Annotated in this window: 10 protein-coding genes; 3 read left to right on the top strand and 7 right to left on the bottom strand. The window is 59.3% G+C overall.

Going from position 1 to position 13,530, the window contains the following annotated elements:
• Window positions 1–409: 409 nt before the first annotated feature.
• The 5 genes from GH784_RS14975 to GH784_RS14995 form a co-directional block, all read right to left on the bottom strand.
• Window positions 410–829, bottom strand: coding sequence for an NUDIX domain-containing protein (locus GH784_RS14975; RefSeq protein WP_065702415.1), 420 nt, complete (start codon window positions 827–829; stop codon window positions 410–412).
• 32 nt (window positions 830–861) lie between these two features.
• Window positions 862–2,376 carry a DEAD/DEAH box helicase gene (locus tag GH784_RS14980; RefSeq protein WP_019567097.1) on the bottom strand — a complete coding sequence of 505 codons (1,515 nt, stop codon included), beginning with the start codon at window positions 2,374–2,376 and terminating at the stop codon, window positions 862–864.
• Window positions 2,377–2,595: 219 nt separating this feature from the next.
• Window positions 2,596–3,912 carry a peptidoglycan DD-metalloendopeptidase family protein gene (locus GH784_RS14985; RefSeq protein WP_038491369.1) on the bottom strand — a complete coding sequence of 439 codons (1,317 nt, stop codon included), beginning with the start codon at window positions 3,910–3,912 and terminating at the stop codon, window positions 2,596–2,598.
• Window positions 3,913–4,001: 89 nt separating this feature from the next.
• Window positions 4,002–4,832 (bottom strand): ferritin-like domain-containing protein, encoded by an 831-nt coding sequence (locus tag GH784_RS14990; RefSeq protein WP_065702416.1) that lies wholly within the window; start codon window positions 4,830–4,832, stop codon window positions 4,002–4,004.
• Between the two features lie 14 nt (window positions 4,833–4,846).
• A complete protein-coding gene (locus GH784_RS14995) occupies window positions 4,847–5,314 on the bottom strand; it encodes a peroxiredoxin (RefSeq protein WP_065702542.1) in 468 nt (155 codons plus the stop codon).
• 118 nt (window positions 5,315–5,432) lie between these two features.
• Here GH784_RS14995 and GH784_RS15000 point away from each other — a divergent pair, with 118 nt between their 5' ends.
• Window positions 5,433–8,816 carry a YhdP family protein gene (locus tag GH784_RS15000; RefSeq protein WP_065702417.1) on the top strand — a complete coding sequence of 1,128 codons (3,384 nt, stop codon included), beginning with the start codon at window positions 5,433–5,435 and terminating at the stop codon, window positions 8,814–8,816.
• A gap of 45 nt (window positions 8,817–8,861) precedes the next feature.
• On the opposite strand, the gene tyrS is transcribed toward GH784_RS15000, so the two are convergent.
• The gene (tyrS, locus tag GH784_RS15005) at window positions 8,862–10,115 is read right to left on the bottom strand and encodes a tyrosine--tRNA ligase (RefSeq protein ID WP_065702418.1); all 1,254 of its coding nucleotides are present in this window, start codon (window positions 10,113–10,115) and stop codon (window positions 8,862–8,864) included.
• Between the two features lie 150 nt (window positions 10,116–10,265).
• Here tyrS and GH784_RS15010 point away from each other — a divergent pair, with 150 nt between their 5' ends.
• On the top strand, window positions 10,266–11,387 hold the full coding sequence (locus GH784_RS15010) for an anhydro-N-acetylmuramic acid kinase (RefSeq protein WP_065702419.1): 1,122 nt from the start codon (window positions 10,266–10,268) through the stop codon (window positions 11,385–11,387).
• 73 nt (window positions 11,388–11,460) lie between these two features.
• Here GH784_RS15010 and GH784_RS15015 read toward each other — a convergent pair whose 3' ends face one another.
• Window positions 11,461–12,138, bottom strand: coding sequence for an alpha/beta hydrolase (locus GH784_RS15015; protein ID WP_003507952.1), 678 nt, complete (start codon window positions 12,136–12,138; stop codon window positions 11,461–11,463).
• A gap of 211 nt (window positions 12,139–12,349) precedes the next feature.
• Between GH784_RS15015 and GH784_RS15020 the strand changes: the two genes are divergently transcribed.
• Entirely contained in the window at window positions 12,350–13,519 is a 1,170-nt protein-coding gene (locus tag GH784_RS15020) for a cysteine desulfurase family protein (RefSeq protein WP_065702543.1), read from the top strand.
• Window positions 13,520–13,530 lie beyond the last annotated feature (11 nt).

Below are 13,530 nucleotides of genomic sequence, written 5' to 3' on the forward strand. Positions count from 1 at the left end.
TTTCGCATTTGCGAGAAGATCTGCTTGACGAAAAGTAAATGGTTAGATTAGATATAGGTGTTTCAGGGGACGACTGAAATTGGCTGTAACAAGCCTCGGAAGTGTTCCGAACTTAAGCACTGCCAAACTATATTACATTCTATATTCTATTATTTTCATTACGTATAAACCGCTTCGGGCAACCGGGGCGGTTTTTTATTTGATGCTAATTTAAGCAATTTTAAATTGCATTCAAAACGCTTCCCGAAAAGATATTCTTCCAGCATTGGGTTTTCCGAAAGCAAATCGCGCAGGAGCGTCGCGTCTGTCGCAGGCGAGGCCTGTTTTTAGTGTAGCTCAAGACGCCGTTGAGTGCCGCGAAAAGCCCACGCCGCTCAGCGCTGATGCCGTTTCCGTCCGCTATGCGGCTTTATTTCGTCAGAGCAGCCAGCGCGTCTTTTGCAAAGGCGGAGATGGGTTCGGGAAGGTTATCGGGGTCGAACCAGCCGATATCGGAAAGCTTGTCCGGTTCTGTCAGTACCGGCTCACCCTGCGTGTCGCAGGTGACGAAGATCAGCGAGACCCAATGGTGCCGGTCTGCGACATTGATATATTCGCTATGACAGAGAAATTCGACCTTGCCGATTGTCAGCCCGGTCTCTTCTTCAGCTTCTCGCCGTGCTGCGGCGAGGGATGATTCAAGGTGATCGACTTTGCCGCCCGGAATATTCCAGTATCCGGCTTCCGGCGCTTTCAAGCGCCGGCATAAAAGCAGGCGGCCATCACGCAATATGGCGAGCCCAACGCCGACGCCTGGAAAATCTTGTCCTGGCTTGATCGTCGGCGTCATGCGTATTGTTTCCTGCGTCAGGCCATCGGGGTTCAGCCCTTGGCGTTGGCCACGATCAGCATGAATGCGGGAATGTCATCGCCGAAACCAACAGGCGTCGGGCCATCGTCATGGTCACGGTAATGGCGGCGACGGTCGCGGTTGTCGTCATTGGCGTGCAGCGGGTTCAGGTTGCGGCTGTTGCGCTCGGAATTGCGCGGGGTCTTTTCCGGTCTGCGTTCTGCCTTCACCTTGTCTTCTCCGTGAGCCGCGATGTCCGTATCCACAGTGGTGGATTGTGCACCCTGATTGATGTTTTCTACCGGCGATGCAGGTGCATCGCGACGGTTTCTGTCGCGGCCTCTGCCGCCACGTTCCTTGGTGCCCCGGCGGCCGGTATTGCTTTCAAAGCTTTCCATGGGCGCGGGGAGGGAGGACAGGTCACCGTTCAGCCATTCGACCTTCTCGGTGATCAGCTTTTCGATCGCGTCGAGATATTTCGCATCGCTCTTGGTGACGAGGGTGAAGGCCTTGCCCGAACGGCCAGCACGACCGGTACGGCCAATGCGGTGGACATAGTCTTCGGCATGAATGGGAACGTCGAAGTTGAAGACGTGGCTGACATCGGGAATATCAAGACCGCGGGCTGCAACGTCGGAAGCGACCAGCAGCGTCAGCTGACCGTCCCGGAAGTTCTGCAGCATGGTCGTGCGCGAACGCTGGTCCATGTCGCCATGCAGCGCGCCAACGGAAAAGCCGTGACGATCCAGCGAACGGAAGAGGTCGGCAACGTCCTTTTTGCGATTGCAGAAAATGATCGCGTTCTTGAGTTCGGCTTCTTCGGCACGGACGAGATCGCGCAGGACAGCGCGCTTCTCATAGTCCTTGTTGTGCGAAGCGACGATGCGCTGGGTAACGGTCTTTGCCGTGGAGGAGGGCTTGGCAACCTCGATACGGGTCGGGTTTTGCAGGAACCTGTCGGCAAGCTTCTGGATTTCCGGCGGCATGGTGGCCGAGAAGAACAGGGTTTGCCGGGTAAAGGGAATCATCTTGGCGATGCGTTCGATATCGGGAATGAAGCCCATATCCAGCATGCGATCGGCTTCATCGATCACGAGGATTTCAACGCCGGTCATCAGGAGCTTGCCACGCTCGCAATGGTCGAGAAGGCGGCCGGGCGTGCAGATGAGAACATCGGCACCGCGCTCAAGCTTGCGGTCCTGATCTTCAAAAGAAACGCCACCAATCAGAAGGGCGACGTTCAGCTTGTGATTCTTGCCGTATTTCTCGAAGTTTTCGGCTACCTGTGCCGCCAGTTCGCGGGTCGGCTCGAGGATCAGCGTGCGCGGCATTCTTGCGCGTGCGCGGCCTTTTTCCAGCAGTGTGAGCATCGGCAGAACGAAGGATGCGGTTTTCCCCGTGCCGGTCTGTGCGATACCGCAGATATCACGCTTTTCGAGAGCGGGCGGAATTGCGCCAGCCTGAATGGGTGTCGGCGTCGTGTAGCCGGCATCTGCAATAGCGGAAAGAACTTTTTGGCTCAGGCCAAGATCAGAGAATGTTGTCAAAGGAAGAACTTTTTCCGTTCTGGTTCGGTAAGAATACCTGCGTGCCGCTGCGACACTTGCAAAGACTTGGCGCGGGGATATGCCCAAATTGCCAGAAAGTCAAGGAAACAACCGGAAATGCGCGCGAAACGGCGAGACGTTGGCGAGGCTTTTGAGCCTTGGACGCGGTTTCGGGCGATTTATCGCAAAAAGGGCGAAAAAAGCGTTAAAATCGGACTGCTATTTGAGATAGGTTTTAAGCTCGGCCCCGGCGACCAGAAACCGCATCGGATCAACAGGCGTGTCGTTGCGGCGGACCTCGTAATGTACGTGCGGACCGGTGGAGCGGCCGGTGCTGCCGGCACGGCCAACGATGTCGCCGGCCTCCACCTTGTCGCCGGCTTTGACCAGAATGGTGGAGAGATGGCCGAATCGCGTCGATACGCCCTGGCCGTGATCGATCTCGACCATATTGCCGTAGCCGCCGGAATTTTCCGCAACCGTCACCTTTCCAGCGCCCGTCGCCTTGACGTCGGCGCCTGTTTCGGCGCGAAAATCGATGCCGGTATGTAAGGCAGGCCGTCCAAGGAACGGGTCGAGCCGGTTTCCGAATCGGCTGGTGATCGCCCTGCCGGGGGCCGGATTGCCAAAGGGCAGGGCGGTTGCGGTTTCTTTCACGATATCCAGCCGGTTGAGCGCATTGTCTAGATTGGTCAGAGACATATTGAAGGGATCGGTTTCATTCCCCTGCGGGTCCGCATAGGGGCCGCCGACACCGTCCGTGCCACTTTCGTCGATTTTCAGACCCGCCTGCCGGATGATATCCTGCATCGCGCTCGCCTTGTCCTCGGCGTCGCTGGTCAGTCTGGCGATCCGTGATATCTGCTGGCGTTCGATATCCTTCAACGACAGCGTGACCTTGGAAAACACGCGGTCGGCGCGGTCGGAAGGCGTTTCGCCGTTTTCGGGCACATAGGACGCCCGCTTGTCGGTTCCGGCTGGCTTTTCCGGCTGCGACGGGCGGGGCGCCATCAGATTTTCTATGGCGGAGAGGCCACCTGTCAGATCGGCGCGTTTTTCCGGTGCCATCGCGTTCGAGAGCGAGGAGGGCGCGGTTGGAATGGGGGCCGTGGCCGTGGAGGCGGCGATGCCGGAATTTTCCGCGCGCTCCAGCAATTCGCTCATCCGCCCGTGTCTGGACGTGAGTGCCGCCTGCTGTTGCAGCAGTTTTTCCACTTTCTTTTCAACCACCTGCTGGTCGAGCAATTGTCTTGAGGTAACGCGGTCCACCTGCGCCCTCAGCGCGGCGATACGGTCTTCGTAATCGTGCTGCATGCGGGTCTGGCGCGCCATGGTCGCGCCGATCAGGTCGTCACGCAGGATGAGATAGCCGGTGGCGCCCAGATAACCGAGCGAGAAAAGGCCGATCGTGCAGCCGGCAAGCGCCGTCATCCAAGGCCGGATCGTCATGTGCCGGACCTTGTCACCGCTTGCCAGCACCAGAACGTGCTGCTGCCGCTTTTTGCCGAATACCCGGTTTTCCGCTGTATCAGTCAAAATCTCTCTCCGGACTGGCCGATTTCTCACAGGAAATCATACTTCGTTAAGGTTAACGAAGTTTTGCACCATGCGCCGGGCTGCGGGCGTCAGCCGCTGTTGCTGACAGCGGTGAGGGAGCGGTAAAAGGATGGCGTCAACCCGGCTTCGGCGCGGGCGAGGTCGTTGAAGGGCGGTTTCAGCGGTCCGCGGAAATTGGCACGTACCAGTTGTCTGAAGGTTGCTGCCGGGTCCTTCTTTTCACGGGCGCACAGGAAGCGAAACCATTTGGCGCCGATGGCGACATGGCCCTTTTCGTCATTGTAGATGACATCGAGAACGGCGGCGCTTTCAAGGTCTCCGGTTTCGCGCATCTTCGCCTGCAGGGAGGGCGTCACGTCCAGTCCGCGCGCCTCGAGGATGAGCGGCACGACTGCGAGCCGCGCGGTGAGGTCGTTGCGGGTTGAATGCGCCGCCTGCCAGAGCCCGTCATGGGCGGGCAGATCGCCGTAATCCGCGCCGAGGTTTCGCAGCCTTTCCCGCACCAGCCGGAAATGTTTCGCCTCCTCGAAGGCAACCTGCATCCAGCCGTTGAAAAAGGAATGCGGCACCGGCTCGCTGGCATAACGGGCGGCGATGTCGAGCGCGAGGTCAACGGCGTTCAGCTCGATATGGGCGATGGCGTGCAGCAGCGCTATGCGACCCTTGACGCTGTGGAGGGAGCGGCGCTCCACGGCGGTCGGCGGAACGAGTTCCGGTTTATCCGGCCTGCCCGGACGTTCGGGCAGGGGTGGATCTAGGGGGGAGCGCAGCGACAGGCGGCGCTCGAACCATCGTGTCGCCGTTTCCTGCGCCAGTGCGGTTTTTCTGTCGAGATCGGCGCAGGCAATCGCCTCGGTGGCGCCGCCGCGCAGCGAGATGATCCTGAAGGTGGGCGTCACGACAGGGGCGTCTCTCAGAGCTTCCGTGCGGCGTCGAGAACGGCCTGTGCGTGGCCCGGAACCTTCACCTTGTTCCAGATTTCCGCGATCGTACCGTCAGGTGCTACGAGGACGGTGGTGCGTTCGACACCCATGTATTTTTTGCCATACATGCTTTTTTCCTTCCAGACGCCGTAGGCCTCAAGAGCCTTCTGTTCCTCGTCGGCGGCCAGCATCACCGAAAGCTTGTGCTTTGCAGCAAACTTGTCGTGGCTTTTGACGCTATCAGGGGAAATGCCGATGACGACAGTATTGGCGGCCTCGAATTCCGCGCCAAGGGCACTGAAATCTATCGCTTCGGCGGTGCAGCCGGATGTGTCGTCCTTCGGGTAGAAATAGAGAACGACCGCCTTGCCTCGCAGGCCGGACAATGTCACCGTTCCTTCACCGTTGCGGGGCAAAGTAAAATCCGGGGCAGGGCTGCCAATCGTCAGTTCTGTCATAATCATCTTTCTTTCGCCGGGATGTTGAGTGAAAGTCGCCACATTCGATATATAGCGAAACCGGGCGTCGTCCAGTGTTGAGGCGAAACAAAAGCTATTCAGGGGCAAACACGGGCGTATGGCTGAAGTAAGGGGTGAAAAGGTCAAGTTCAGCAAGCGCGATATCGTTGCGCTGCATGATCTTCCTTCGGCGCAGGCCGAAGATCCTCTCATCGTGCATTGCCCGGCGCCGCGCTCCATGGCGCGTGCTCTCATCAAGATTTTCGCTGCTCTTTTCGTACTGGCCTTCCTGTCCATCGGCGGCATCATTGTCTCCGTCGAAACCGGATCGATCGACAATGCCCTTTCCAGCCAGGCGCAGCAGGCGCTCGAACGGGCGCTCGGACCCCACTACAGCGCGCGAATCGGTTCTTCGGCCATCAGGTTCTCGACCGGGCTGCGGCTTGCGCTGGTGGCCGAGGATGTGGATATCGTCGAGAAGGAATCCGGCCAGCATTTGAGCCGGGCAAGGGCTATCGGCATGGCGCTCGATCCGCTAGCGCTTTTGACCGGACGCGTCTCCGTGCAAAGCCTCGAGGCCGACGGGATGGAACTCGATACGGCCCTTTTGCCCAAGGGTAACGGTTTCGATCTCGCCAGCATCCGGCTGGACGCGGTGCCGCAGCAGTTGCAGGCGGCGTTTTCCCAGCTAGACAAATTGGCGCAGGCGTTTTTAAGCAGCGGAACCGAGGAAATCGATATTTCCAGCGTTTCGATCCACTTGCCACCGAGCGAAGCCGGCAAGCCACGCGTCGTCGAAGTGCGTGAACTTTCGTTGACCCCTGACCAGCAGGGCGGATATTCGCTTGAGGGTGAAACGCTGTTTAACGGCGAAATCGCGAGCCTGTCGCTAAAGACATCGGGATCAGGCGGTGTGATCGACGGTTTCGACGCGCGCATCGACGGTTTCGACATCGGTCCTTTTCTGGAAAAATTCGATCCTGAAGGCAATCTTCATGAGGGGCTGAACGTCAAGACCGGTGTCAGCATCCTCGCCCGGCGTTCCATGCCCGGACATGAGCCGCGGCTGGAAATCTCGCTCGGCATGGGCAATGGAATGCTTCTTATCGGCGGCGAGGCTCAGCCCTTCACGGCCGGCACCGTCAACGCGCGCTACGATTTTCAGAAAAACAGTCTTGTCATTGGGAATTCGCGGATCGACCTTGGGCGAACGGCTATTCCGGTCACTGGGGAAATCACGGATACCCAAGAGGGCTTCGGTCTTTCGCTGCGGATCGACAATGCGGTTGCCTCGGCCGAAGCCTCTGGCGAAGACCCCGTTCCTTTCAGCTTGAAGGCGGACGGGCAATTCAATGTCGCGACCAGGCAGCTCGAGGTTCCCTCGCTATACGTTACCGGCCCGCTTGGAGACATGGCAGGCTCGCTGAAAATCCGCTTCGGCCAGGGCTCGCCTGAAATCAGTTTTGCCGGGCAGATTCCCAAGATGGAGGCCACGGCGGTCAAGCAGCTCTGGCCGTTCTGGATGGCGCACAAGCCGCGCGAGTGGGTGGTCTCCAATCTTTATGGCGGCACGGTCACGAACGGCTCGATTGCGATCTTCATTCCTCAGGGACGGATGTGCGGTCCCGGTTGCCCGCTGGTGCTGGGCGAGAGCGAAATGCAGATCCGCTTCGATATCGACGGTACGCGTCTCAATACTACCGGCGACATTCCGCCGCTGCGCGACGTTGATGCGCATTTCAATCTCGTCGGCGGTCGGATGAATGTCGATCTCAAGAACGCGACATCCTATTTCGCCTCCAATCGGTCGCTTGCGCTGGAGGACAGCCGGTTCTCCATGTCCGACGTCTATGCAAAGCCCCTGCTTGGAAATCTCGAGTTGAACGTTTCGGGCTCGGCAGATGCCGTGGCGGAGCTTGCGACGCTGAAGCCTATCAATGCGCTCAAGGATACGCAGTTCAAACCGGATGACTTCACCGGCGACGTGACGGCGAATGCAAAGCTGACCGTCGGCATGCTTTCCAGCCAAAATCCACCGCCGCCGGTTTGGACGGCCGATCTCGATCTGAAGAACCTGTCGCTGACAAAGCCGTTTGCCGGCCGCAAGGTGACCGCGCTTGACGGTTTCATGTCCATCAACGACCGGCAGCTCAAGCTTGAAGGCAAGGGCCGGGTGGACGATGTGCCGATGTCTATCGAGATGACGGAGCCGGTGCGCAAGAACAGCGACGTTGCTCCAACGCTGTCGCTGAAAGCAACCCTGAACGAGACGCAGGTCGCCAAGCTTGCACCGGAGCTTTCCACGGTTCTTGGCGGCACGACCGTTGTGGAAATCGATGGCGCGGATACGAAAAGTCAGGAGATACAGCTCGATCTGGCGAAGGCGTCTATCATTCTGCCGGGGCTTGGATGGAGCAAGGGCGTCGGTATTCCGGCAAAAGCGACCTTTACCCTGGAAAGCAGCGATGGCCGCACGACGATCAGTGATTTCTCCCTAACCGGGGACGGCTTCGGCGCTGCCGGAGATGTCACCTTCACCAAGAACGGGCTGATTTCGGCCGATCTCAGCCGCGTGCAATTGTCACCTTCCGACAATTACGCCGTCGCCGTCACTGCCTCCAAAAACGGATACAGCATCAACGCTTCGGGAAAATCGGCCGATCTCCGGCCTTTCCTCTCAAAGCTTCGCAGTTCCTCAGGGGCAGGTGACGGCACATCGCGTTCGCAGCCGTCCCTTGCCATCAAGGCGCAACTCGACAAGGTCTACGGCTTCAACGACGAGATCCTTTCCAATGTCAGTGCCGATGTCAGTGTGCGTGACGGCAAGGTCCGTTCGGTTGATTTTCGCGGCGTCACCGGCAGGGGCCAGGCGGTTGTGGCGCAGACGACCAATCGCGGCGCGACGGGAACCGTGACGCTTACCAGCAGCGATGCCGGTTCTCTTGCCCGTTTCACCAATATCTACACCCGCATTCGCGGTGGTCTTCTCAATCTCGCACTCTCGACCGTCAACGGCAGCGACTGGAGCGGTTCGCTCGATCTGCGCAATTTCGCCGTTGTCAACGAAGCGAAGCTTCAGGATATCGTCGCCACGCCGACGGGCGATGACGGCCGGAGCCTCAACACGGCGGTCCGCCGCAATATCGATGTCAGCTCGGAGAAATTCCAGCGCGGTTTTGCCCGGCTCGTTTACGTCAACGGCTCGGTTGCGGTGGAAAACGGCGTGGTGCGCGGCGAACAGATCGGTGCGACCTTCCAGGGCCTGCTGAAAGACCAGAACGGCCGTATGGACATGACAGGCACCTTTATGCCCGCCTATGGCCTGAACCGGCTGTTCGGCGAGTTGCCTTTCATCGGCATCTTCCTCGGCAACGGCCGCGACCGCGGGTTGCTCGGCATTACCTTCAAGCTTTCCGGACAGACGGACCAGCCGAAGCTGACTATAAACCCGCTGTCACTGATAGCGCCGGGCGTCTTCAGGCAGATTTTCGAGTTTCAATAAAAAGGGCCGCTTCCGCGGCCCTTCATCTGATGATTTGCGCGGGTGTTACGCCGGGCGAACGAGAACGTGCTTCTTCTTGCCAACCGAAAGCTTGATGATGCCATCGCCGGTGATCTCGGCGGAACCGATCATCTGGCGATCGTCGGATATGCCCTTGTCGTTGATCTTTACCGCGCCGCCCTGAACGTGACGGCGGGCTTCGCCATTCGAGCCGGCAAGGCCAGCGCGGACGATGAGCGACAGGACGCCGACGCCGGCATCGAGTTCGGATGCCGGAACCTCGATGGAGGGCAGGTTTTCAGCAAGCGCGCCTTCCTCGAAAGTCTTGCGCGCCGTTTCGGCTGCTTCTTCGGCAGCGGCACGGCCATGCAGAATGGCCGTGACTTCGGTTGCGAGGATTTTCTTCGCCTCGTTGATCTCAGATCCGCCAAGGGCGGCGATGCGTGCGATCTCATCCATCGGCAGCGTGGTGAAGAGCTTCGCGAAGCGAACCACGTCCGCGTCTTCCGTGTTGCGCCAGTATTGCCAGAAATCATAGACCGGCAGCAGGTCCTTGTTGAGCCAGACGGCACCGGACGCGGACTTGCCCATCTTCGCACCCGAAGAGGTGGTCAAAAGCGGGGAGGTCAGCGCATAGAGCTGCGGTGTCCCCATGCGGTGACCTAGATCGATGCCGTTGATGATGTTGCCCCACTGGTCAGAGCCGCCCATCTGCAGGCGGCAGCCGGTACGCTGGTTCAGCTCCACGAAATCGTAGGCCTGGAGGATCATGTAATTGAATTCGAGGAAGGACAGCGACTGCTCGCGGTCGAGGCGCGTCTTCACGCTGTCGAAGGACAGCATGCGGTTGACCGAGAAGTGGCGGCCGACGTCGCGCAGGAATTCGAGGTAGTTGAGCCCACGCAGCCAGTCGGCATTGTTGATCATCAGCGCCGGATTTTCCGCGCGATCGTAATCGAGGTAGTTGGCGAAGACGTGCTTGAGCGAGGTGATGTTGTCCTCGATCATGTCGATTGTCATCAGCTTGCGGGCCTCCTCCTTGAAGGAGGGATCGCCAACCATGCCGGTGCCGCCGCCCATCAGCGAAATCGGCTGGTGACCGGTCTTCTGCATCCAGTGCAGCATCATGATCTGGGTGAGGTGGCCGACATGCAGGCTGGAGGCCGTCGGGTCATAGCCGATATAGGCGGTCACGGTTTCCTTGGCGAACAGTTCGTCGAGACCCGACTCGTCGGAGATCTGGTGAATGAAGCCGCGCTCATCGAGCGTGCGGAGGAAATCGGACTTGAACCTGGACATAACCTTTTTCTTTCTGGTTGGACCTTTGCCGTCATTGTCTGTCAATGAACGCGGGGGGCTTTACCATTGTTTTTTGAAAAGTGCACCCGTTTCGGCCATGAATAACGGCGATTCATCTCCGCATGATTCGATATTGAAAGGGAGCAGCGCGTGGGCGAGGTCAAAACGGCAATCGGGCTGATGAGCGGGACGTCGATGGACGGCATCGATATCGCCCTGTTGCGCACGGATGGCGAAAACGTGGTCCGGCATGGGCCGAGCGGTTATTTCCCCTATGATCCGGGCCTGCGCGCCACGTGGCAGAAGGCGCTGGTTACGGCCAAAGCCATTCGCGAACGGCGCGAGCGTCCGGGTGACCTCGCGGATGCGGAACGCAAGCTGACGCTTGCCCATGCGGCGGCAGTCAAATCCTTCCTCCACCGCCACCGGCTTGAAGCCAGCGATATCGACGTGATCGGTTTTCATGGCCAGACGGTGCTGCATCGGCCGGATGAGGCGTTGACCGTGCAGATCGGCGACGGCGCGCTTCTGGCCGAGGAAACCGGTATCGATGTGGTTTACGACATGCGTGCCAACGACATGGTGCATGGCGGGCAGGGCGCACCGCTCATTCCTGCGTACCACATGGCGCTCTCCGCCAATCTGCCTGATGGCTTCGAAACGCCCGCCGTCTTCGTCAATATCGGCGGCATATCCAATCTCACCTATATCGGCGAGGGAGGGCGGCTTGCGGCTTTCGACAGCGGTCCCGGCAATATGCTGATCGACCAGTGGATCGAGGCGCATACGGGCAAAGCCTTCGACAAGGGCGGCAGGACGGCGGCGGGCGGCAGCGTCGTTGCCTCTCTAGTGACGCGCTACATGGAAAGTCCGTTCTTCTCGGCCAATATCCGCCGCTCGCTTGACCGCAGCGATTTCGTGCCGCCGCAAAAGGGCGAGGTTTCGCTGGCGGACGGCGCACGCACGCTGTCGCATCTGACGGGTACCGCGATCCTCAAATCGGCGAGCTATCTGCCGGAGGCGGCTAAGACCTATGTGATCTGCGGCGGCGGGCGGCTCAATCCTGTTATCATGGAAGAGTTTGCGAGCCTTGCTGCCAAGCAGGGTGCGCGGGTAATCGCGGCGGAAGAGGCGGGGTTCGACGGCGGGGCGATGGAGGCGGAGGCCTGGGCGTATCTGGCGGTGCGATCGCTGAAGGGGCTGCCGCTAACATATCCGGGGACGACCGGTGTGAATGAGCCGGTTACGGGTGGGGTTTTGGTCAGGGCGTAATAGACGACGGCGAGCCAAGCCCGCCGTCGATCATTGTAGGTAGATCAACAATGACCTAAGCTGCGCTCCTAAATCACCGAATGCGCTTCGCGGCCGGTTCCGGAACCAGTTCGCCATTCAGGCGGCGGTCGAGGTAGTCCTCGCATTCGCTCATCAGCTCATCAACCTTGCCGTTGAAGAAGTGGTTGGCGCCGGGAAGGGTGCGGTGGGTGATGAGGATGCCCTTCTGGGTCTTCAGCTTTTCGACCAGACCGTTGACGTCCTTCTCAGGCGCGACCTTGTCGGCGTCGCCATTGATGATGAGGCCGGAAGACGGGCAGGGGGCGAGGAAAGAGAAGTCGTAGGTGTTGGGCTGCGGCGCAATCGACATGAAACCTTCGATTTCCGGGCGACGCATCAGAAGCTGCATGCCGATCCAGGCGCCGAAGGAATAACCGGCGACCCAGCAGCTTTTCGAATCGGGATGCAGGCTCTGCACCCAGTCGAGAGCGGATGCGGCATCGGAAAGCTCGCCGGCGCCATGGTCAAACTCGCCCTGGCTGCGGCCGATGGAGCGGAAGTTGAACCGGAGCGTCGTGAAACCGCGCTTCTGGAAAAGATAGAAGAGCTGATAAACGATCTGGTTGTTCATCGTGCCGCCGAACTGCGGGTGCGGATGAAGGATGATCGCTATCGGCGCGCTCTTTTCCTTGGAGGGTTGATAACGGCCTTCGAGGCGACCCGCAGGGCCGTTAAAAATGACTTCGGGCATTGGTACTCCGGTCGTGTTTTTTCATTCTCCAACCGCATTCTTCCGACGAGAAGACTTGACGAACTGTGTCATCTTTTCTAGAACGCAGTTTAGAATAATTCGAAACTTTGCGTGTGCTTAAGCACTCGGACCGTGTCATAAGGCAAGCGCAACTGTAATTTCAAGAAAAATGCGTTTTGGCGCATGGAAGATTGAGCGAAGCTTTTCCGCGATGACGGTTTTGACGCGCACATATATGGACTGGAACGCCACGGCGCCGCTTTTGCCTGCCGTGCGGGATGCTCTTGTCCGCGCTCTCGATATCACGGGTAATCCGTCCTCCGTACATCGGGAAGGGCGCGCAGCCCGTGCGGCCGTCGAGGCCGCGCGTCGTGACGTTGCTGTGGTCTGCGGTGCCCAGGCGTCGCATGTGACCTTTACGAGCGGTGCGACCGAAGCGGCCAATCTGGTGCTTTCGCCTGAATTCAAGATGGGGCGCGCTCCCGTACGCTATGGTCGTCTTTACGTTTCGGCGATCGAACACCCGGCTTTTCGCGAAGGGGGCCGGTTCGACAAGGCTGACGTTACGGAAATTCCCGTTACGTCAGCGGGTGTCATCGATCTTGCGGCCCTTGAGGCGCTGCTGTCAGCGCACGACAAGTCCACTGGTCTGCCGATGGTCGCCTGCATGCTGGTCAATAATGAGACCGGCATTCTTCAGCCGGTGGCTGAAGCGGCGCGGCTTGCACATGCAGCAGGGGGATTGATGGTCGTCGATGCCGTGCAGGCTGCTGGCCGCGTTCCGCTCGATATCAATGCATTGGATGCCGATTTCCTTGTGATCTCGTCCCACAAACTTGGTGGCCCGAAGGGTGCTGGGGCGCTGGTGTCCCGCGGCGAGGTGATGATGCCAAAGCCGCTGATCCATGGTGGTGGCCAGGAAAAGGGACATCGTTCCGGTACTGAAAATACCCTGTCGGTCATCGGTTTCGGTGCCGCCGCCGCTATTGCTGCGCAAAACCTCGAGACCGAAGCGACGCGTCTTGCAGAGCTGCGCGCAAGGCTGGAAGACGGCATGCGGGCAGTCGCGCCTGACGTGATCATCTACGGTGAGGATGTCGGCCGTGTCGGCAATACCACGTTTTTCACCTTGCCCGGTTTGAAGGCGGAAACGGGCCAGATTGCATTCGATATCGAAGGCATTGCGCTCTCGGCCGGTTCGGCCTGCTCTTCCGGCAAGGTGGGTGAAAGCCATGTGCTGACGGCGATGGGACGCGATCCCAAGCTTGGCGCACTCAGGATTTCCCTTGGTCATGCGACTGATGAGGCGGATATCGAGCACGCGCTCGCAGCCTTTACGAAAATTGCCGGGCGGCGCAGGCTGACCGGTCAGGCCGCTTAAAATGCGGCAAA

Origin of the sequence: Agrobacterium tumefaciens (assembly GCF_009649785.1) — a bacterium.
In the GTDB taxonomy this organism is placed as follows: domain Bacteria; phylum Pseudomonadota; class Alphaproteobacteria; order Rhizobiales; family Rhizobiaceae; genus Agrobacterium; species Agrobacterium tumefaciens.